We start from the raw sequence: 18,631 nt of genomic DNA, 5'->3' as shown, positions 1-18,631 counted from the left end.
CTGAATGCCTTGCAAGGAATCAACCACATGCCCAAGCAATCGATCATCCCCGCCGGAACCGGCAAACCGCTCGCCCCCTACGTGCCCGGTTCCCTCGCCGATGGCGTGCTCTACGTCTCCGGCACCCTGCCCTTCGACAAGGACAACAACGTGGTCCACATCGGCGACGCCGCCGCCCAGACCCGTCATGTACTGGAAACCATCAAGGGCGTCGTCGAGGCCGCCGGCGGCACGATGGATGACGTCACCTTCAACATGATCATGCTCACCGACTGGGCCAACTACGCCAAGGTCAACGAGGTGTATGCCGAGTACTTCCCCGGCGAGAAACCGGCGCGCTACTGCATCCAGTGCGGGCTGGTGAAGCCCGATGCGCTGATCGAGATCGCCAGCATCGCCCACGTCGGCCAATAGCGCCTGCCGGAGCGGGTCAGCCGGCACGCCGACGGCCCGCTGATCGACTGCACGGAGGGAGTGACATGCACTACGAACTTCACGGCCGCATGGAGCCGGATGCACCGACTCTGGTGCTCAGCTCCGGCCTCGGCGGCGCCGCTGCCTTCTGGACGCCGCAGCTGCCGGCACTGACCCAGGACTACCGGGTGCTGGTCTACGATCAGCTGGGGACCAACAGGAGCCCGGCGAACCTGCCGGCGGGCTATTCCATCGAGTCCATGGCAGTCGAACTGCTGGAGCTGCTGGACACCCTGGGCATCCGCCGCTGCCATTTCATCGGCCATGCGCTCGGCGGGCTGGTCGGCTTGCAGATCGCCCTGCTGCGGCCGCAGCTGCTGCAGAGCCTGGTGCCGATCAACGCCTGGAGCAGCCCCAACCCGCACAGCGCGCGCTGTTTCGCGGTGCGCCTGAAACTGCTGCACGACAGCGGCCCGGCCGCCTATGTGCAGGCACAGTCGCTGTTCCTCTACCCGGCCGACTGGATCGCGGCCAACAGCGAGCGACTGGCGCGCGACGACGCCCATGCACTGGCGCATTTCCCGCCGACGATGAATCTGGTGCGACGTATCGAGGCACTGCTGGCCTTCGATATCGAGGCCGAGCTGCCGCGCATCACCACCCCGACCCTGCTGATCGCCAACCGCGACGACATGCTGGTGCCCTGGCAACGCTCGCAGCACCTGGCCGACGTACTGCCCAACGCCGAGCTGGCGCTGCTGAACTACGGTGGCCACGCGTCCAGCGTCAGCGACAGCGAACCCTTCAACCAGATCCTGCTGGACCATCTTGCCGAGCAATGCGGCCAGGTCGCAGCAGCCTGAGGACCCGAACATGCACGCCCCCATCGACTCAAATTCCCTCGCGACGCTGTTCAGCGAGGCCCGCACCCACAGCGCCTGGCTCGACAAAGCAGTGCCGGATGCCCTGCTCGAGCAGCTCTACGAGCAGGTCCGCCTCGGCCCCACCGCGGTCAACAGCTGCCCGGCGCGCTTCGTCTTCGTGCGCAGCGCCGAGGGCAAGCAGAAGCTGGCGCCCTGCCTGTCCAAGGGCAACCTGGACAAGACCCTGGCCGCGCCGGTCACGGTGATCGTCGCCTATGACGAGGACTTTCCGGAAACCCTGCCGGAGCTGTTTCCCTTCGCCGACGCGCGCAGCTGGTACGCCGGGCAGCCGGCACTGATCACCGAGAACGCACTGCGCAACAGCTCGCTGCAGGCCGGTTATCTGATCCTCGCTGCCCGCGCCATGGGGCTCGATTGCGGACCGATGTCCGGCTTCGACGGCAAGGCGCTGGACGAGGCCTTTTTTGCTGGCACCACTTGGAAATCCAACCTGCTGATCAACCTCGGCTACGGCGACGCCAGCAAGCTGCGCGACCGCCTGCCACGCCTGCCCTTCGACCGCGCCTGCGTCCTCGCCTGATGGAGAACCGACCATGCAACTGGCTCAATGCGAAACCACCAGTCAATTCAGCGCTCCAGTGATGCGTGAGGATTATCGTGATGCCATGGCGCGTCTGGCAGCGGCGGTCAACATCATCACCACCGATGGTTCCAGCGGCCGTGCCGGCTTCACCGCCACCGCGGTGTGCAGCGTCACCGACGAACCACCGACGCTGCTGGTGTGCCTGAACCGCAGCGCATCGGCACATCCCATCGTCACCGCCAACGGGCAGCTCTGCGTGAACACCCTGGCCGGCGCACAGCGGGACTTGTCCAACCTGTTCGGCGGCAAGACGCCCATGGCCGAGCGCTTCGCCGCAGCGCAGTGGAGCACCGGCGTGACCGGTTCGCCGCTGCTCGACGGCGCCACGGTGTCGTTCGACTGCCGCATCAGCCACAGCGCCAGCGTCGGTACCCACGACATCCTCTACTGCGAGGTGCTCGCCGTGTACCGCCGCGACAGCAGCGACGCACTGGTGTACTTCGGCCGCAACTACCACGGGCTGCCCGGCGCCGTCTGACCGCTCAGCCCCCATCACCACCCGAGCCCGCCGCGCGATGCGCGCCGCGGGCTTTTTCTTGCCTCCGGAACAACGCGCTTACCGGTGCGCCGCTCGACACGCAAACAGCGCTTGCATCACGAACACAATTGTTATGTTATAACTCTTACATTATTCCCGACACGTACCTCCCGATGACCGAAGCCGAACTACTCGCGCAACCCGCCGAGGCGTACATGAACGCCGACCAGCAGGCCTTCTTCCGCGACCTGCTGCTGCGCCAGCGTGCCGAGCTGCAGGCGCGCATCGCAGAAGAGTTCGACGCCTTGCGCGAAGTTGAACCCAGCAGCGATCCCGCCGACATCGGCAGCGCCGAAGAACAGCGCCACTGGCAGCTGCGCGTGCTGGAACGAGAGAAAAAGCTGCTGGACAAGATCGACGCCGCGCTGGATGCCATCGCCCGCGGCGAATACGGCTGGTGCGCCGAAACCGGCGAACCCATCGGCCTGCAGCGCCTGCTGCTGCGCCCCACCACGACGCTGTCCATCGAGGCGAAGCAACGCCAGGAACAGCGCGAAAAACACCAACGATCCGCCTGAGAGACCGCCATGAACCGCCTCCCTGTTACCGTCCTGTCCGGCTTCCTCGGCGCCGGCAAGAGCACCCTGCTCAATCACATCCTGAAAAACCGCGATGGCCGCCGCGTCGCGGTGATCGTCAACGACATGAGCGAGATCAACATCGACGGCAACGAGGTGCAGCGCGGCGTCAGCCTCAATCGCGCCGAAGAGAAGCTGGTGGAGATGAGCAATGGCTGCATCTGCTGCACCCTGCGCGAAGACCTGCTCGAGGAAGTCGGCAAGCTCGCCCGCGAGGGCCGCTTCGATTACCTGCTGATCGAGTCCACCGGCATCTCCGAACCGCTGCCGGTGGCCGAAACCTTTACTTTCCGCGACGAGCAGGGCCAGAGCCTGGCCGATCTGGCACGCCTGGACACCATGGTTACGGTGGTCGACGGGGTGAACTTCCTGCGCGACTTCCACGAGGCCGAGAGCCTCGCCAACCGCGGCGAAACCCTTGGCGAGGACGACGAACGCTCGGTCACCGAGCTACTGATCGAACAGGTGGAGTTTGCCGACGTCATCCTGATCAGCAAGATCGACCTGATTTCCGCCGCCGAGCGCGAAGAGTTGACCGCCATCCTCGGTCGCCTCAACACCCACGCCGAGATCCTGCCGATGAACATGGGCCAGGTGCCGCTCGAGCGAATCCTCGACACCGGCCGTTTCGATTTCGAACGCGCCGCCCAAGCACCGGGCTGGCTCAAGGAGATGCGCGGCGAACATGTACCGGAGACCGAGGAGTACGGGATCGCCTCCACCGCCTACCTGGCGCGCCGGCCGTTCCATCCGCAGCGTTTCTACAACTTCCTCAACCGCGAGTGGAGCAACGGCCGCCTGCTGCGCTCCAAGGGCTTCTTCTGGCTCGCTACCCGCCCCGAGGAAGCCGGCAGCTGGTCCCAGGCGGGCGGGTTGATGCGCTACGACTACGCCGGGCGCTGGTGGCACTTCACGCCGGAGTCGGCCTGGCCGAGTGACCGCGAAAGCCGCACGGCGATCCTCGGTAAATCCCGCGGCGAGTTCGGCGATTGCCGCCAGGAACTGGTGTTCATCGGGCAGAACATCGACTTCGACCGGCTGCGCCGCGAGCTGGACACCTGCCTGCTGAACGACAGCGAATGGGCCGTGGGCATCGACGGCTGGCTGCGCCTGCCGGACCCGTTCGGCCCCTGGCACGAGCAGGTCGCCTGATGCTGGCGCTGGCGGCGACTCGCCCGCAGCCGCGGCAGCTGCTGGGCGACACTCCAGAGACACTCGGCGAAGCGCTGAACGACGGCGTCAACCTCAGCGTATGGCAGCGCCAGCTGCCGCTGCATATTGCCGAATTCGCCGAGACACTTCTGGCACTGGGCGAGCCGCTGGCCGAATCGCTGACCCTGGAACCGACCGGCGACGGTGAGCTGCAGCTGCCAACTCTGGCGGCAGCCTATCGGGACCTTGCCGGGCATGCCGGTTTCGTCGCCGACGTGGCCTGGCTGGTACGGGCGTTCAGCTGCCTGGTCGATGCGCGGCGCATTGGCTTACGCTTGCGCGTGCTGGACAAGCCCATGTGCCCGCGCTTCCACGTCGATCATGTACCGCTGCGGCTGATCACCACCTACGCCGGCGCCGGTAGCGAATGGCTTCATGAGGGTGGCATGCCGCGTCGGCGTCTGGGCGATCCGGCTGCCGAACCGACCGATCCGGCTGTCATCCAGCGGCTCAACGCTGGCGACGTGGCGTTGCTCAAGGGGGAGAAATGGCTGGGTAACGAAGGCGCCGGGATCATTCACCGCTCGCCGCAGGCGACCAGCACCGAGCGGCGGCTGATCCTGACGCTGGACTGGCTGGGTTGAAGCAGAAGGGCCGCAGCTGCGGCCCTGCGGATCGACGAGACCGATCAGGCCGCCATTTTTTCGCACACTTCAGCACACTTGCGGCAGGCTTCGGCGCAGGCCTGGCAATGGTCGTGCTTGTGCTTGCCGCACTCTTCGGCGCAATCGCGACAGACCTGCGCGCAGAGCTTGCAGACGGCTTTGGCATAGGGGCTGTCGCGGGTCATCAGCACTGTCGCGATTGCACACATGTCGGCGCAGTCACGATCAAGCTCGATGCAGCGCGCCATCATCTTCACATCGTCCTCGCGCAAGCAGGATGCCGCGCAGGTCTCGCAGACCAGTGCGCAGTTGGAGCAAGCCTGGATGCACGACTGGTAAGTGGAATTGAGCATGGGATTTCCTCCATCTGATGTGCCAGCGAAATGCGGTACGGCGGGGCCTTCTCCAGGCCGTGCGCGCAAACCGCGCCCTACTAGCTAGGGGTTGGACGATCCATCGAAGTTCAATCCGTTCGCCGGACGAGCCATGCAGAACGACGCAGCGCAGCCGCAGCGGCGCCGCTACAATGGCCACCCCCATCACCGACGCCGTAACAGCCATGCCCTTCACCCTGTCCGCGCCCTGCGAACTGCTGGAAGTCATCAGCAAAAGCCGCTTCCTGGCCAAGGCCGCACCGGTGCAAAGCCCGGAGGAAGCGCAGGCGTTCGTCCAGGCGGTCAGCGATCCGACCGCTACGCACAGCTGCTGGGCCTGGAAGATCGGCACCCAGTACCGCTTCAGCGACGATGGCGAGCCTGGCGGTACGGCGGGAAGACCAATGCTCACAGCCATCGAAGGGCAGGACTTCGACCGGGTCGCGGTGGTGGTGATCCGCTGGTTCGGCGGCATCAAGCTCGGCACCGGTGGCTTGGCCCGCGCCTATGGCGGCACCACGGCCAAATGCCTGCAAGCGGGCGAGCGCAGCGAGCTGGTGTCACGCTCGCGTTGCCGCTGTCATTGCCGTTTCGCCGAGCTGGCTCTGGTCAAGGCACGCTTGGCCGATTTCGAGGCGCTGCTGGAAGGCGAGCAGTTCGATGCCGAGGGCGCAACCCTGGATATCGCCCTGCCGGCGGCCAACCTGCAGCCGCTCGGGCAGCTGCTTGCCGATATCAGCCGGGGCCGCAGCCAGCTGCAAGTCCTCGACGATTGACGCAGCCGGCTTGCCCACAATTACTGTGGAAGCAACTGTGGATAACCCCTGAATGCCACGCTGCAACGCCGCAGCCATGCGGCTCCGCAATCACTGCACATTTTTTGAACAGGCACCACGGAGCGACCCGCAATGGTGCGTTAACCACTTGAATCGACGTAGTTTTTGACTATGTAGTCGCGCAATGACGTTTTGCCAGCACTCCTCTTCCAATCGAAGAAAAGTTATGCCCGGATGGGGTGGAGAAGTTTGTGGATAACAATGGGAACAACTGCGCTGGCGCCCATCACCGCTGGGCTACAGATCGCTGATCAAATAATCACCAACTCATTCAATCAGCAATCGTCTGGGCATCCGGCGGTCATACCAGCCTGCTCGCCGAACAAACTGCCGTCTCCTGGCATATCGGTTGCTCGATCCCGTCGATAGAATGCCTACACACCCGGACGACGAGAATTTCGCTATGTACGAATGGCTCAACAATCTGCCCAAGGCCGAACTCCACCTGCATCTGGAGGGCTCGCTGGAGCCTGAACTGATGTTCCGCCTCGCCGAGCGCAACAAGATCGCCCTGCCGTGGAAGGATGTAGACACCCTGCGTCAGGCCTATGCCTTCAACAACCTTCAGGAATTTCTCGACCTCTACTATCGCGGCGCCGACGTGCTGCGCACCGAGCAGGACTTCTATGACCTGACCTGGGCCTACCTGCAGAAGTGCGAGGAGCAGGACGTGGTGCACACCGAGCCGTTCTTCGACCCGCAGACGCACACCGATCGCGGCGTTCCGTTCGAGGCGGTGCTCAACGGAATCAGCGCGGCGCTGGCCGACGGCCGTGAACTGCTGGGCATCAGCAGTGGGCTGATCCTCAGCTTCCTGCGTCACCTGCCGGAAGAGGAAGCTTTCAAGACCCTCGAGCAGGCGCTGCCCTATCGCAACGCCTTCTTCGCCGTCGGCCTGGACAGCTCCGAGGTCGGCCATCCGCCGAGCAAGTTCCAGCGGGTGTTCGACAAGGCTCGCGCCGAAGGCTTGCTGACCGTCGCCCACGCCGGTGAGGAAGGCCCGCCCGAATACATCTGGCAAGCGCTGGACCTGCTCAAGGTCAGCCGTATCGACCATGGCGTGCGTGCCGCCGAGGATCCGAAACTGATCGCCCGCCTGATCGAGGAACAGATCCCGCTGACCGTCTGCCCGCTGTCCAACACCAAGCTCAAGGTGTTCAGCGACATGCGCCAGCACAACATCCTCGATCTGCTGGAGCAGGGTGTGAAGGTCACCGTCAACTCGGACGATCCGGCCTACTTCGGCGGCTATGTGACCGAGAACTTCATGGCGCTACATGACAGCCTGGGCATGACTGAGGAGCAGGCCCGACGGCTGGCGCAGAACAGTCTGGACGCACGCCTGGCCTACTGATCGTTGCCAGCTGCCCACCGGCAGCCGTGGCCGTGCGACAACACGCCCGGCGCGGCGGCCTGGTGGAGGGACTAGAGTGAGCTTTCCTTCTTCACGAGGTGATTCGCCATGAACATTCTCGTCCGTCCGCTCTCGCCCCGGCCCGACGGCGCCTGGCAGGTACGCCTGGACCGTCATCCCGTCACGTTCCGCAGCGAAGCCGAGGCCAAAGCCTTCGTCAGCACGCTGCGACGCCGGCTGGCAGCGCCGCATCCGCTGCCGGCAACGGGCTGAAAGCCTTCCACTCCTGCCTCAGTTGGTCCGCGCCCGCGCGGTGGCCCAGGCGACGCTGGCGGCCAGCAGTCCACACAGGCTGATGACCGCTGCCATCGGCACCGCCGTGCCATTGTGCAAAGCGCCCACGGCCGCAGCCGCCGCCGCGGCGATGGCGAACTGCAGACTGCCGAGCAGCGCCGAAGCACTGCCGGCGTGCGCGCGCTGATCGGCCATGGCGCAGGCGGTGGCATTGGGCAGCAAGCACCCCAGGCAGGCTACCGAACAGAACAGCGGAATCAGCAGCGGCCACAATTCGTTCGGTTTGGCCGCCGCGACCGCCAGCAGCGCAGCGCCACTGGCGAAATAGAACCACACCCAGCGCCGCACCCAGAACTCCGGGCCACGCCAGCGCATCAGCCGCACATTGACCTGCGCCATAAGGATGAAACCTGCGGCGTTGGTGCCGAACAGCCAGCCGTAGCGTTCGGTCGGCACGTCGTAGAGCTCAATGAAGACGAATGGCGAGCCGGCGATATAGGCGAACATTCCGCCCATGCATAGCGCACCGGTAAGGGTGTGACCGAGGAAGAAACGGTCGCCGAAAAGCCGCCGATATTGCCCCAGCGCACCACGTACGGGCGCCGGCGCATGTCCGACCGGCAGGGTTTCCGGCAGCCATAGCGCGACCGCCAGCAGACAGCCCGCCCCGAACAGCATCAGCGCCACGAAGATTGCCGACCAGCCAAATGCCACCAGCAGCGCGCCGCCGGCCGCCGGCGCAAGGATCGGCGCCAGCCCCATCACCAGCATCAACTGAGAGAACACCTTGGCGCTGGTCATCGGATCGCACAGATCGCGCACCACGGCGCGGGATATCACCATGCCCGCGCAGCCGCCCAGCGCCTGAACGAAACGTGCGCCGATCAACCATTCCATCGAAGGTGCGAAGGAGCACGCCAGCGATGCCAGGGTGAACAGCACGACGCCAAGCAACAGAGGCTTGCGCCGTCCATAGCGGTCCGCCAGCGGCCCGTAGACCAGTTGCCCGATGGACAACCCGACGAAATAGGCGGCCAGCGACAACTGGACTCGCTCGACATCGGTGGCAAACGCCGAGGCCAATGCCGGGAAGGCCGGCAGATACATGTCGATGGCCAGAGGGCCGAAAGCGCTGAGCGCGCCCAGTATCAGGAGAATCCGCAGAGGCATTGCTGGCTCACAGGCAGAGAAAACGCGAGGCCCACGGCGACGGCCCGTCTTGCTGTCGGACCTCGGACGTTTACAGGAGTGCAAGATGCTGTTACATACACGCCCGTTTGTAAACATTCATGGCGATCCCCCGGACCGGTAACCTCCACCGCTTTCGCCGATTCACCTCCTGACGCCGCCGCGAGCAGCCCGGAGCCCGAGCCCATGCGCCGAACCAAAGAAGATGCGGAGAAGACCCGCACCGCCATCCTGACTTCTGCCGAGCGTCTGTTTCTCGACAAAGGGGTGGCCCATACCAGCCTCGACCAGATCGCCCGAGACGCCGGGGTGACGCGTGGGGCGGTGTACTGGCATTTCCAGAACAAGGCCCATCTGTTCCACGAGATGCTCGATCAGGTGCGTCTGCCGCCCGAGCAGATGACCGAACGCCTGTGCAGCTGCGATCAGCGCGCCCCGCTGGATACCTTGCGTATCCTGCGCGACCTTACCATCGAGGCGATCACCGCGCTGGCGCTGCACGAACAGAAGCGGCGCATCTTCACCATTCTCCTGCACCGCTGCGAATTCACCGATGAGCTGCGCGACGCCGAGGAGCGCCACCATGCCTTCATCAACCAGTTCATCGACCTCTGCGAGAAACTGCTCGAAGGCGCTGCCGCGTGCCTACGCCCGGGCGTGACGCCACGCCTGGCGGCGCTGTCGCTGCATGCCCTGGTGGTCGGCCTGTTCACCGACTACACGCGCGACAACGCACTGTTCGATCCGATCACAGAGGCGGGCGCACTGATCGATCCGCTGTTTCGCGGACTGGTGCGCGACTGGCCGGAAAGCGTCGCCTGACCCGTCCGGCGGCGCCGCGCCCCGCTACTCAGTGCACCGTGTAACCCTCTGCTTCGATCGCCTGGCGAATCGCCGCCGCGTCCAGGCTGCTGTCGACCTGCACAGCTCCGCTCGCCAGATCCACGCGCACCGTGGCCGCTGGGTCAAGCGCGTGGATCGCCTGAATCACCGCGCGTTCGCAATGACCGCAGGTCATTCCTGTCACATTGAATACTTGCATCGTTGACTCCTGGTCAGGTGGAAGAGCCGATTCTCATCCCGGCCCCCCTGGCAAGGTCAACGGCGCAACTGTCACAGGTCATAGGCTTGACCTTCCCGCAGGGTTAAGGTTGATCCTGTGACGAAATCATCCGGGAGCCCTGCCATGTCCAATGCCAGCTACACCCTGCCCGTCAGCGGCATGACCTGCGCCAGCTGCGCCGGCCGCGTCGAGCGCGCGCTGCTCAAGGTGCCTGGCGTCACCACGGCGGCAGTGAATCTCGCCAACGAGCAGGTGCGCATCGACACGGAGGGTGCCGAGCTGTCGGCACTGGTTCAGGCGGTGGAAACTGCCGGCTACGGCGTGCCGCTGCAGAGCGTGGAACTGACCATCGAGGGCATGACCTGCGCCAGCTGCGTCGGCCGTGTCGAGCGCGCCTTGCTCAAGGTGCCCGGTGTGCGCAGCGCGGCAGTCAATCTGGCCAGCGAGCGCGCGCGGGTCGAAGTGCTCGGCACGCTGGAGCCGGCCGTGCTGATCCAGGCAGTCGAAGCCGCCGGGTATCACGCCCGCGCGGTCACTGCCGCACAACCTGCCGGAGACAACGCCGAACGGCGACTGCAGCGTGAACGCTGGGCCGTGCTGATCGCGCTACTGCTGGCGGGGCCACTGGTGATCCCGATGTTCGCCGAGCTGTTCGGCCAGCACTGGATGCTGCCGGCCTGGATGCAGTTCCTGCTCGCCACCCCGGTGCAGTTCGTCCTCGGCGCGCGCTTCTACGTCGCCGGCTGGAAGGCGGTACGCGCCGGTGCCGGCAACATGGACCTGCTGGTCGCCCTGGGCACCAGCGCCGGCTACGGCCTGAGCCTCTACCAATGGTGGGCGACGCCGGCCGGGCAGATGCCGCACCTGTATTTCGAGGCCTCGGCAGTGGTGATCGCGCTGGTACTGCTCGGCAAATACCTGGAGAGCCGTGCCAAGCGCCAGACCAGCGCCGCGATCCGCGCGCTCGAAGCGCTGCGCCCGGAACGCGCCACGCGCATCGTCGACGGCCGCGAGGAAGACGTGGCGCTCGCCGCGCTGCGCCTGGACGACATCGTGCTGGTCAAACCGGGCGAACGCTTCCCGGTGGACGGTGAGGTGCTAGAAGGCGAAAGCCAGGCCGATGAGGCGCTGATCAGCGGCGAGAGTCTGCCGGTGGCCAAGCAAGCTGGCGACCGCATCACCGGCGGCGCGATCAATGGCGAGGGGCGCCTGCTGGTGCGCACCACTGCGATTGGCGGCGAAACCGTACTGGCCAGGATCATCCGCCTGGTGGAAGACGCCCAGGCGGCCAAGGCACCGATCCAGAAACTCGTGGACAAGGTCAGCCAGGTGTTCGTCCCCGCCGTGCTGCTGATCGCGGTACTCACCCTGATCGGCTGGCTGCTCGCCGGCGCGCCGCTGGAAACCGCCCTGATCAATGCCGTGGCCGTGCTGGTCATCGCCTGCCCCTGCGCCCTCGGCCTGGCCACGCCGGCGGCGATCATGGCCGGCACCGGCGTGGCGGCGCGCCACGGCATCCTGATCAAGGACGCCGAAGCATTGGAAGTCGCCCATGCGGTCACCGCGGTGGCCTTCGACAAGACCGGCACGCTGACCTCCGGTAAGCCGCAGATCATTCACCTGCACGCGGTCGATGGCGACGAAGCCGCGCTGCTGCGCCGGGCCGGGGCCCTGCAACGCGGCAGTGAACATCCGCTGGCGCATGCCGTGCTGGAGCGCTGTGCGGCGCTCGGGATCGAGCTGTCGGACGTCGAGAGGAGTCAGGCGCTGAGCGGTCGCGGCATCGCCGGAAACCTGGACGGTCGGCAGCTGGCACTGGGCAACCGGCGCATGCTCGACGACCACGGCCTGCAGCCAGGCGAACTGGCCGTCACCGCACAGGCCTGGGAAGCGCAAGGTCGGACCCTGTCCTGGCTGGTGGAGGTCGCCCCTGAACCACGCATCCTCGGCCTGTTCGCCTTCGGCGACAGCCTCAAGGACGGCGCCGCCCAGGCGGTTGCCACACTCAATGCCCGACATATCCACTGCCACCTGATCACCGGCGACAATCGTGGCAGCGCGCGGGTGGTGGCCGAAGCCCTGCAGATCGCCAGCGTCCATGCCGAGGTGCTGCCGGCCGACAAGGCCGCCACCGTGGCCGAGCTGAAGAAAGGTGGCGCCGTGGTGGCGATGGTGGGCGATGGCATCAACGATGCCCCGGCGCTGGCTGCGGCGGATGTCGGCATCGCCATGGGCGGCGGCACCGACGTGGCCATGCACGCGGCCGGCATCACCCTGATGCGCGGCGACCCACGCCTGGTACCGGCGGCGCTGGAGATCAGCCGGCGCACTTACCGCAAGATCCAGCAGAATCTGTTCTGGGCCTTCATCTACAACCTGGTGGGCATACCGCTGGCAGCGCTGGGCTTTCTCAGCCCGGTGGTGGCCGGTGCGGCGATGGCGCTGTCCAGCGTCAGCGTGGTGAGCAACGCGCTGCTGCTCAAGCGCTGGAAGCCCTGAGACGACGAGCACACGGAGGCAGCATGAATATCGGCCAAGCAGCTTTGCAAAGCGGTCTGTCGGCGAAAATGATCCGCTACTACGAATCCATCGGTCTGGTCGCGCCAGCCGGACGCAGCGCCAATGGCTATCGCCGCTACGGCAGCGAGGACCTGCACCGGCTGGCATTCATCAAGCGCGCGCGCGATCTGGGTTTCTCACTGGAGGAAGTCGCCAAGCTGCTCACGCTCTGGCAGGACCGGCAGCGTGCCAGCGCCGACGTGAAGGCGCTGGCGGCGGAGCATATCGTCGAGCTCAACCGCAAGATCGCCGAACTCGCCGGCCTGCGCGACACCCTGCAGGAGCTGGTCGAGCATTGCGCCGGTGACGAGCGGCCGGACTGCCCGATCCTGCGCGACCTGGAGTCCGGCGGCTGCTGCAAGCGCTGAGCGTGGACGGCCGTTCGCTCAGCCGGCCTCGATCATGCAGTCGTCAGGCCTGCGACTGCAGGTAGTTCTGCAGGCCGATGCGGTCGATCAGGCCGAGCTGCTGCTCCAGCCAGTAGGCGTGATCTTCCTCGGTGTCCTTGAGCTGGGCGGCCAGCACGTCGCGAGTCGGATAGTCGCCGTGCTGTTCAGCCAGCGCGATACCTTTGGCCAGAGCCGCGCGGACCTTGTATTCCAGCGCCAGATCACTACGCAGCATCTCCGGTACCGTGTGGCCCGGGTGGATGGCTTCCGGCGTCATGTCCGGCGTGCCTTCGAGGAACAGGATGCGTTGCAGCAGGGCGTCGGCGTGCTGGGTTTCCTCTTCCATCTCGTGATTGATGCGCTCGTAGAGCTTGCTGAAGCCCCAGTCGGCATACATGCGCGAATGCAGGAAGTACTGGTCGCGCGCTGCCAGCTCGCCACGCAGCAGCTCCTTCAGATACTCGACTACCGGTGTCTGGCCTTTCATGGGTCTCTCCGACTCGATGCCCTTGGATCCGCGCAAGGATCGACGCAGAACGGGTAACGGTCAAGCTCGCCGGCGCCGCCTGCGAAACGCCCGCCCGGCAGCCACGCGCCAGGGCCGGCCCGAGCCGCTACAATGCCAGCCCCGTGACGCCTGTCGGACCGACGCCATGATGCCTTCCGCTTCCTCCTCCCGTGTCGCCATCATCGGCGGCGGCCCCGCCGGCCTGATGGCGGCCGAAGTGCTGAGCCAGGCCGGCATCGCCGTCGATCTTTACGATGCGATGCCTTCGGTGGGACGCAAGTTCCTGCTGGCCGGAGTCGGCGGCATGAACATCACCCATGCCGAAGATTTCGAGCCCTTCGTCGGCCGCTATCGAGAGCGCGCCGACGCACTGCGCCCGCTGCTGCGGGCCTTCCCGCCGGCAGCCTTGCGCCAGTGGATTCACGGGCTGGGCATCGACACCTTCGTCGGCAGCTCCGGCCGCGTATTCCCCACCGATATGAAGGCCGCGCCGCTGCTGCGCGCCTGGCTCAGGCGCCTGCGCGACAGCGGCGTGCACATCCATACGCGCCATCGCTGGCTGGGCTGGAGCGAAAGCGGCCAGCTGCGCATCGCCGGCCCGGATGGCGAGCGCCTGCTCGACGCGGACGCTACCCTGCTCGCCCTTGGCGGCGGCAGCTGGGCACGGCTGGGCTCCGACGGCGCCTGGGTGCCGCTGCTGCAGGCCCGTGGCATCACTATCGCCGCGCTGCAACCGGCCAACTGCGGTTTCGAGGTGCCCGGCTGGAGTGATCATCTCAGGGAAAAGTTCGCCGGTGCGCCGCTGAAGACCGTCAGTCTCGCCCTGCCGGGCGCCCCGCCGCGCAAGGGCGAATTCGTCCTCACCGCCGGCGGCATCGAGGGCAGTCTGGTCTACGCGCTCTCCGCGGAAATTCGCGAACGGATCAATCGGCAGGGTGACGCCACCGTACTGCTCGACCTGCTGCCCGATCGCTCAGAGCAGCAGATCGCCGAGGCGCTCGCCAGGCCGCGCGGCTCGCAGTCGATGGCCAAGCATCTGCATCGCCAGCTGAAGCTCGATGGCGTCAAGGCGGCGCTATTGCGCGAGCTGACCGATGCCGCGACCTTTCAGGACGCGTCGGCGCTGGCCGCGGCCATCAAGGCCCTGCCCATTCGCCTCGTCCGCGCGCGCCCGCTGGACGAGGCCATCAGCAGCGCCGGCGGCGTGCCGTTCGAGGAACTGGATGCGCAGCTGATGCTGCGCCAGTTGCCCGGCGTGTTCTGCGCCGGCGAGATGCTCGACTGGGAAGCGCCCACTGGCGGCTACCTGTTGACGGCCTGCTTCGCCAGCGGGCGGGCGGCCGCCGACGGCATGCTGCGCTGGCTACGCGACCACTAGCCACCTCGCCTTGCCGGCGTTGCGCTGCTAGCTTCAAGTCAATGAGCGCACCGCATGCGGCGCGCCGGGACGAACTCAGATGAGAGAACCTCGATGGCCATCAATGCAATTCCAGTGGATCAACGCGTCATCGACATCGACTCCAGGCGCTTCGCCTCGATCGAGAAGGCACTGGTCGAGCTGATCACCAACAGCGATGACAGCTATGCCCGGCTGGAAGAGGCCGGCATTGCGGTTAGCGGGCAAATCCTCATCCAGTACGAACGCCACCGGCGCGGCGCCTTGCTGGCGGTCACCGACCAGGCTCAGGGCATGCCGTTCGCCACTGCCTGTTTCATTCTCAGCTACGGCGGCGCCCACAGCCCGCTGGCCAAGGGCACCGGCGGCGGGCGTGGTTACTTCGGCCGCGGCCTCAAGCAGGCGATCTTCGGCCTCGGTTATGGCTGGCTGGAAACCATCCATGACGGGCGTCTGTCGCGGATCGAACTGTTCCGCGCCGAGAATGGCGGCTACCTCTACGACGATGGCGGCCAGGACCGCGCCGTGACCGAGCGCGACCGCGAACGCCTCGGCATCGCCGGCAATGGCACCCGCGTGGCCATCATCATCGAAAGCAGCCAGGTCAGCATCTCCCAGTTCAACGCCCTGATCGACTCGCTGGCCAACAACATCTACCTGCGCGATGTGCTGAACCGTCGGCACGTGGAGCTTGCGCAACTGCGCGATGGCGTAGAGATCGAGCGCAGCGGGCGGATTCGTTTCGACGAGCCGCCCTCACTGCTGCTGCTCGGCCCCGACCAGCCGGGCGAGTTCCACTGCGACGGGCAGACCTTCCCCTTCAGCCTGACGCTCAAGCGTGCGCTGGACGCGCAACTGGTGCCGCGCGGCGACGAACGCACCAGCGGTCTGCTGGTGCTGTCGGGCACTGCGGTGCTGGATTGCCAGCTGTTCGACTACGAGAACCAGGTCGGCACCGAATACCTGTTCGGTACGCTGCGCTGTCCGGCATTGATCGAACAGCTCGGCCAGGGCGTAGCGGTGATCAGCGACGAACGCGCCGGTTTGAATCCGAAAACGCCGCTGGTAGCCGGCCTCTCCAGGGCCGTCAGCCAGCTGATCGCGCCCTTCGTGATGGCCGAGCAGGAAAAGCTCAAGCACCTGGAGCGCGCCACCACGTCGGGGCGCACCGCGCACATGATCGACCACCTGCTGCAGCGCATGAACCAGGCGGCGATCCATGACTTCGGCATCGTTCCGCCGGCAATCGCGGCAGTGGCTGCTTCGGCCAACGGTGACGAGTCCGCCGCGGCGCTGCGCTTCAGCACGCCGTTCTACCACCGCCCGCCGGATCATCCATTCCACATCCGCTTGCTGCTCGATCCTCAGCAACTCCCACCGGACACGATCTTGCAGGTGGACGCCTCGCTCAGCGAGGGGCTGAGCATCGACCCGCCACCGGCTGCCGTCGCGTTGCAGAGCGTGCGTGACGAGCCATATCTGCAATGGACGCTCAGTGGGCTGTCGGCTGCCGATCACGGCGAAATCGTCGTGCGCGCCGGCAGCTATCTGGCCTGGTGCGAGATCGTGATCGCCGAACACGCCTCGACACAGACCCATCATCGCCAGCACGACCGGCACCCTGCGAGCAGACACCGCCCCGCTCGCGATCATGGCGAAGCCATGTTCACCGGCTACGAGTTCCGCTATCTGGGCGAGGACATGGACCGGGCCGTGTACAGCCCGACGGAGCGCAAGATTCTGATCAACACTGCCGCGCCCACCGTGCAGCTATACGTCGACGGCCACGGCAACTTCCGCGACTCCGCCCGCTTGCTGCTGGCCGAGCTGTTCATGGACGTGATTGCCGAGGAACTGGCGCGCTGGAAACTCGGCAAGTCGGGCCAGGCGGATGACGTCGCCGCCTTCCATGCGGCCAAGGGCGAGATCATCCGTCGCTACGGAAGCGACATCCACCTGTCGTTCATGCGCGGCTGAGGTGCGTCGGCACGGACTGCGGCCCTGCGGTGGAAAAGGCTGCGCCGTTTTCCACCCTACGACCGATCAGCGCTTCTTCGCCGGCTTGCCGCCACCCAGGCTCGGCACCTTGCGAATCGGTTTGGCGTTGGGCTTTTCGTTCTCGTCGAACCAGTTGCCGAGATGGATCTTGCCCTTGCCGCCGCCGTCCTTGGGCTTTTTCGGCTTCTTCGGCTTCTTGATGATCTGCCCGCCCAGCGTGGTGGTCGGCACGCGATGGTCCGGCACGAAGCCCAGCTCGTCATGGCGCGGCAGCACCTGGTTGATCAAGGTTTCGATGGCCGCCAGCTGATCGACTTCATCGGCGCTGACCAGCGAGATCGCCTCGCCCGTGGCACCGGCGCGGCCGGTGCGGCCGATGCGGTGCACGTAATCTTCGGCGACGGTCGGCAGGTCGAAGTTGACCACCTGCGGCAGGTCGTGGATATCCAGCCCGCGCGCCGCCACGTCGGTGGCTACCAGAATGCGCACCTCGCCGGCCTTGAAACGTTCCAGCGCGCGCAGCCGTGAGGCCTGCGGTTTGTCGCCGTGAATCGCATCGCTGGCGATGCCCTGCGCCTGCAGCTCGTCGACCAGCTGGTCGACGCCCTTGCGCGTCTTGACGAACACCAGCACCTGGCCCCAGCGCCGTTCCGCCAGCAAGTGCAGGAACAGCTCGCTCTTGCGCTTCTTGTCCACCGGCACCAGCCACTGCTTGACCGTCTTCGCCGCGGCATTGCGCGGGCTGACCTCGACCGACAGCGGGTCGCGCAGCAGTTCGCGGGCCATCTGCCGGATCGCCTCGGAGAAGGTCGCGGAGAACAGCAGGGTCTGGCTCCTCTTCGGCAAGGCGCAGAACAGCTGATCCAGCTCGTCGGCGAAACCCAGGTCGAGCATGCGGTCGGCCTCGTCGAGCACCAGCGCCTGCAGCTGGGCGAAGCCCACGGCGTTCTGCCGGTAGAGATCGAGCAGGCGGCCGGGCGTCGCCACCAGCACGTCGATCCCCTTGCGCAGCGCCATCATCTGCGGGTTGATGCTGACCCCGCCGTACACCGCGTAGGTACGCAGCGGCAGATTCTGCCCGTAGACGCGAAAGCTCTCATGCACCTGCTCGGCCAGCTCGCGGGTCGGCACCAGCACCAGCGCGCGCACCGAATTGCTCGCCACCTTGGCGCCTTCCAGGGTCAGGCGCTGCAGCAACGGTAAGGCGAAACCGGCGGTCTTGCCGGTGCCGGTCTGCGCCGCCGCCATCAGGTCGCGGCCCTTGAGCACGGCGGGAATGGCCTCGGCCTGGACCGGCGTCGGCTTGCGGTAGTCGAGGGTTTCCAGGGTCCGCAGCAGCGGATCGATCAGGCCCAGGGAGGCGAAGGTCATGGCAGGCTCGCAGCGCCGGTTCGGCGGGGTGAAAAAGGGCGGATTCTAGCAGGCTTGAAGGCTGCCTCCGCACCGCTTGCACGCCCCACGACGCGGCCAGCAAACGGCAGACTACCTCCTTTGGCGAACTTGTGTTTCCTCGCGCCCGGCCGTAAGGTTCGCGCGTTTTCTTATCCGCCCAGGTGTGCACGACCGCAAGGTCCGCATTAAACGGGAAGCCGGTGCGCTCACAGGAGCAAGGCCGGCGCTGCCCCCGCAACGGTAATCGACCGCGATCCAGATCGGATCGCCGTCCGCTCGACAGCCACTGTGTTTCGACATGGGAAGGCGAGCGCGATGAGCGTCGAAAGCCCGGAGACCGGCCTGACGGATTCGACTGGTGTTGCGGAGGGCAGCACCGTCAAGCGCGGCCGTCTGCCATCCAGCC

General features: G+C 66.1%; 20 protein-coding genes and 1 riboswitch. Of the genes, 15 read left to right on the top strand and 5 right to left on the bottom strand.

What is annotated here, in order from left to right; genetic code table 11:
• The first annotated feature begins 27 nt into the window (after positions 1-27).
• The 7 genes from rutC (at position 28) to N8H22_RS13885 (ending at position 4,853) form a co-directional block, all read left to right on the top strand.
• Entirely contained in the window at positions 28-414 is a 387-nt protein-coding gene (gene rutC / locus N8H22_RS13915; RefSeq protein ID WP_264591102.1) for a pyrimidine utilization protein C, read from the top strand.
• Positions 415-479: 65 nt separating this feature from the next.
• Positions 480-1,277 carry a pyrimidine utilization protein D gene (gene rutD / locus N8H22_RS13910; protein WP_264591101.1) on the top strand — a complete coding sequence of 266 codons (798 nt, stop codon included), beginning with the start codon at positions 480-482 and terminating at the stop codon, positions 1,275-1,277.
• Positions 1,278-1,287: 10 nt separating this feature from the next.
• Positions 1,288-1,878: a malonic semialdehyde reductase gene (locus tag N8H22_RS13905; RefSeq protein ID WP_264591100.1), complete on the top strand. Its 591-nt coding sequence runs from the start codon at positions 1,288-1,290 to the stop codon at positions 1,876-1,878.
• A gap of 13 nt (positions 1,879-1,891) precedes the next feature.
• Entirely contained in the window at positions 1,892-2,419 is a 528-nt protein-coding gene (rutF, locus tag N8H22_RS13900) for an NADH-dependent FMN reductase RutF (protein ID WP_264591099.1), read from the top strand.
• Between the two features lie 173 nt (positions 2,420-2,592).
• Positions 2,593-2,997, top strand: coding sequence for an RNA polymerase-binding protein DksA (gene dksA / locus N8H22_RS13895; protein ID WP_264591098.1), 405 nt, complete (start codon positions 2,593-2,595; stop codon positions 2,995-2,997).
• A 9-nt stretch (positions 2,998-3,006) separates the two neighbouring features.
• Positions 3,007-4,209, top strand: coding sequence for a zinc metallochaperone GTPase ZigA (gene zigA / locus N8H22_RS13890; RefSeq protein WP_264591097.1), 1,203 nt, complete (start codon positions 3,007-3,009; stop codon positions 4,207-4,209).
• Positions 4,209-4,853, top strand: coding sequence for a DUF1826 domain-containing protein (locus N8H22_RS13885; protein WP_264591096.1), 645 nt, complete (start codon positions 4,209-4,211; stop codon positions 4,851-4,853). Before zigA ends, N8H22_RS13885 begins: the two co-directional genes overlap by 1 nt.
• Before the next feature lie 44 nt (positions 4,854-4,897).
• On the opposite strand, the gene N8H22_RS13880 is transcribed toward N8H22_RS13885, so the two are convergent.
• Positions 4,898-5,227: a four-helix bundle copper-binding protein gene (locus N8H22_RS13880; RefSeq protein WP_264591095.1), complete on the bottom strand. Its 330-nt coding sequence runs from the start codon at positions 5,225-5,227 to the stop codon at positions 4,898-4,900.
• A 206-nt stretch (positions 5,228-5,433) separates the two neighbouring features.
• Between N8H22_RS13880 and N8H22_RS13875 the strand changes: the two genes are divergently transcribed.
• The 3 genes from N8H22_RS13875 to N8H22_RS13865 all read left to right on the top strand — a co-directional run bounded on the left by N8H22_RS13875 (position 5,434) and on the right by N8H22_RS13865 (position 7,711).
• On the top strand, positions 5,434-6,024 hold the full coding sequence (locus N8H22_RS13875) for a YigZ family protein (RefSeq protein WP_264591451.1): 591 nt from the start codon (positions 5,434-5,436) through the stop codon (positions 6,022-6,024).
• Between the two features lie 463 nt (positions 6,025-6,487).
• Positions 6,488-7,438, top strand: coding sequence for an adenosine deaminase (locus N8H22_RS13870; protein ID WP_264591450.1), 951 nt, complete (start codon positions 6,488-6,490; stop codon positions 7,436-7,438).
• 108 nt (positions 7,439-7,546) lie between these two features.
• The gene (locus N8H22_RS13865; protein WP_264591094.1) at positions 7,547-7,711 is read left to right on the top strand and encodes a hypothetical protein; all 165 of its coding nucleotides are present in this window, start codon (positions 7,547-7,549) and stop codon (positions 7,709-7,711) included.
• A gap of 18 nt (positions 7,712-7,729) precedes the next feature.
• On the opposite strand, the gene N8H22_RS13860 is transcribed toward N8H22_RS13865, so the two are convergent.
• On the bottom strand, positions 7,730-8,902 hold the full coding sequence (locus tag N8H22_RS13860) for a multidrug effflux MFS transporter (RefSeq protein WP_264591093.1): 1,173 nt from the start codon (positions 8,900-8,902) through the stop codon (positions 7,730-7,732).
• A 204-nt stretch (positions 8,903-9,106) separates the two neighbouring features.
• Here N8H22_RS13860 and N8H22_RS13855 point away from each other — a divergent pair, with 204 nt between their 5' ends.
• Positions 9,107-9,742 (top strand): TetR family transcriptional regulator, encoded by a 636-nt coding sequence (locus N8H22_RS13855; protein ID WP_264591092.1) that lies wholly within the window; start codon positions 9,107-9,109, stop codon positions 9,740-9,742.
• Positions 9,743-9,770: 28 nt separating this feature from the next.
• Here N8H22_RS13855 and N8H22_RS13850 read toward each other — a convergent pair whose 3' ends face one another.
• Complete coding sequence (locus tag N8H22_RS13850; protein ID WP_264591091.1) at positions 9,771-9,962, bottom strand: cation transporter; 192 nt, start codon at positions 9,960-9,962, stop codon at positions 9,771-9,773.
• A 144-nt stretch (positions 9,963-10,106) separates the two neighbouring features.
• Between N8H22_RS13850 and N8H22_RS13845 the strand changes: the two genes are divergently transcribed.
• Entirely contained in the window at positions 10,107-12,482 is a 2,376-nt protein-coding gene (locus tag N8H22_RS13845) for a heavy metal translocating P-type ATPase (RefSeq protein WP_264591090.1), read from the top strand.
• A gap of 23 nt (positions 12,483-12,505) precedes the next feature.
• Positions 12,506-12,910, top strand: coding sequence for a Cu(I)-responsive transcriptional regulator (cueR, locus tag N8H22_RS13840; RefSeq protein WP_264591089.1), 405 nt, complete (start codon positions 12,506-12,508; stop codon positions 12,908-12,910).
• A gap of 43 nt (positions 12,911-12,953) precedes the next feature.
• Here cueR and bfr read toward each other — a convergent pair whose 3' ends face one another.
• Complete coding sequence (gene bfr, locus N8H22_RS13835) at positions 12,954-13,418, bottom strand: bacterioferritin (protein ID WP_264591088.1); 465 nt, start codon at positions 13,416-13,418, stop codon at positions 12,954-12,956.
• A gap of 166 nt (positions 13,419-13,584) precedes the next feature.
• Here bfr and N8H22_RS13830 point away from each other — a divergent pair, with 166 nt between their 5' ends.
• Complete coding sequence (locus tag N8H22_RS13830; RefSeq protein ID WP_264591087.1) at positions 13,585-14,817, top strand: TIGR03862 family flavoprotein; 1,233 nt, start codon at positions 13,585-13,587, stop codon at positions 14,815-14,817.
• 93 nt (positions 14,818-14,910) lie between these two features.
• The gene (locus N8H22_RS13825; protein WP_264591086.1) at positions 14,911-16,812 is read left to right on the top strand and encodes an ATP-binding protein; all 1,902 of its coding nucleotides are present in this window, start codon (positions 14,911-14,913) and stop codon (positions 16,810-16,812) included.
• Between the two features lie 66 nt (positions 16,813-16,878).
• Here the strand turns inward: N8H22_RS13825 and N8H22_RS13820 are convergent, their stop codons facing one another.
• Positions 16,879-18,204: a DEAD/DEAH box helicase gene (locus tag N8H22_RS13820; protein WP_264591085.1), complete on the bottom strand. Its 1,326-nt coding sequence runs from the start codon at positions 18,202-18,204 to the stop codon at positions 16,879-16,881.
• 163 nt (positions 18,205-18,367) lie between these two features.
• Positions 18,368-18,586: riboswitch (cobalamin riboswitch) on the top strand.
• Positions 18,587-18,631 lie beyond the last annotated feature (45 nt).

The sequence above is a fragment of the Stutzerimonas sp. S1 genome, from assembly GCF_025966695.1.
GTDB lineage: Bacteria > Pseudomonadota > Gammaproteobacteria > Pseudomonadales > Pseudomonadaceae > Stutzerimonas.
The sequence above is the reverse complement of the archived record's forward strand: the minus strand, read 5'-3'. Positions and strand labels throughout refer to the sequence as shown.

What these genes read in the sequence shown, in the direction of transcription:
- rutC (WP_264591102.1), top strand. Translation starts at nt 28, where the DNA reads ATGCCCAAGCAATCGATCATCCCCGCCGGAACCGGCAAACCGCTCGCC.
- rutD (WP_264591101.1), top strand. Translation starts at nt 480, where the DNA reads ATGCACTACGAACTTCACGGCCGCATGGAGCCGGATGCACCGACTCTG.
- N8H22_RS13905 (WP_264591100.1), top strand. Translation starts at nt 1,288, where the DNA reads ATGCACGCCCCCATCGACTCAAATTCCCTCGCGACGCTGTTCAGCGAG.
- rutF (WP_264591099.1), top strand. Translation starts at nt 1,892, where the DNA reads ATGCAACTGGCTCAATGCGAAACCACCAGTCAATTCAGCGCTCCAGTG.
- dksA (WP_264591098.1), top strand. Translation starts at nt 2,593, where the DNA reads ATGACCGAAGCCGAACTACTCGCGCAACCCGCCGAGGCGTACATGAAC.
- zigA (WP_264591097.1), top strand. Translation starts at nt 3,007, where the DNA reads ATGAACCGCCTCCCTGTTACCGTCCTGTCCGGCTTCCTCGGCGCCGGC.
- N8H22_RS13885 (WP_264591096.1), top strand. Translation starts at nt 4,209, where the DNA reads ATGCTGGCGCTGGCGGCGACTCGCCCGCAGCCGCGGCAGCTGCTGGGC.
- N8H22_RS13880 (WP_264591095.1), bottom strand. Translation starts at nt 5,227, where the DNA reads ATGCTCAATTCCACTTACCAGTCGTGCATCCAGGCTTGCTCCAACTGC.
- N8H22_RS13875 (WP_264591451.1), top strand. Translation starts at nt 5,434, where the DNA reads ATGCCCTTCACCCTGTCCGCGCCCTGCGAACTGCTGGAAGTCATCAGC.
- N8H22_RS13870 (WP_264591450.1), top strand. Translation starts at nt 6,488, where the DNA reads ATGTACGAATGGCTCAACAATCTGCCCAAGGCCGAACTCCACCTGCAT.
- N8H22_RS13865 (WP_264591094.1), top strand. Translation starts at nt 7,547, where the DNA reads ATGAACATTCTCGTCCGTCCGCTCTCGCCCCGGCCCGACGGCGCCTGG.
- N8H22_RS13860 (WP_264591093.1), bottom strand. Translation starts at nt 8,902, where the DNA reads ATGCCTCTGCGGATTCTCCTGATACTGGGCGCGCTCAGCGCTTTCGGC.
- N8H22_RS13855 (WP_264591092.1), top strand. Translation starts at nt 9,107, where the DNA reads ATGCGCCGAACCAAAGAAGATGCGGAGAAGACCCGCACCGCCATCCTG.
- N8H22_RS13850 (WP_264591091.1), bottom strand. Translation starts at nt 9,962, where the DNA reads ATGCAAGTATTCAATGTGACAGGAATGACCTGCGGTCATTGCGAACGC.
- N8H22_RS13845 (WP_264591090.1), top strand. Translation starts at nt 10,107, where the DNA reads ATGTCCAATGCCAGCTACACCCTGCCCGTCAGCGGCATGACCTGCGCC.
- cueR (WP_264591089.1), top strand. Translation starts at nt 12,506, where the DNA reads ATGAATATCGGCCAAGCAGCTTTGCAAAGCGGTCTGTCGGCGAAAATG.
- bfr (WP_264591088.1), bottom strand. Translation starts at nt 13,418, where the DNA reads ATGAAAGGCCAGACACCGGTAGTCGAGTATCTGAAGGAGCTGCTGCGT.
- N8H22_RS13830 (WP_264591087.1), top strand. Translation starts at nt 13,585, where the DNA reads ATGATGCCTTCCGCTTCCTCCTCCCGTGTCGCCATCATCGGCGGCGGC.
- N8H22_RS13825 (WP_264591086.1), top strand. Translation starts at nt 14,911, where the DNA reads ATGGCCATCAATGCAATTCCAGTGGATCAACGCGTCATCGACATCGAC.
- N8H22_RS13820 (WP_264591085.1), bottom strand. Translation starts at nt 18,204, where the DNA reads ATGACCTTCGCCTCCCTGGGCCTGATCGATCCGCTGCTGCGGACCCTG.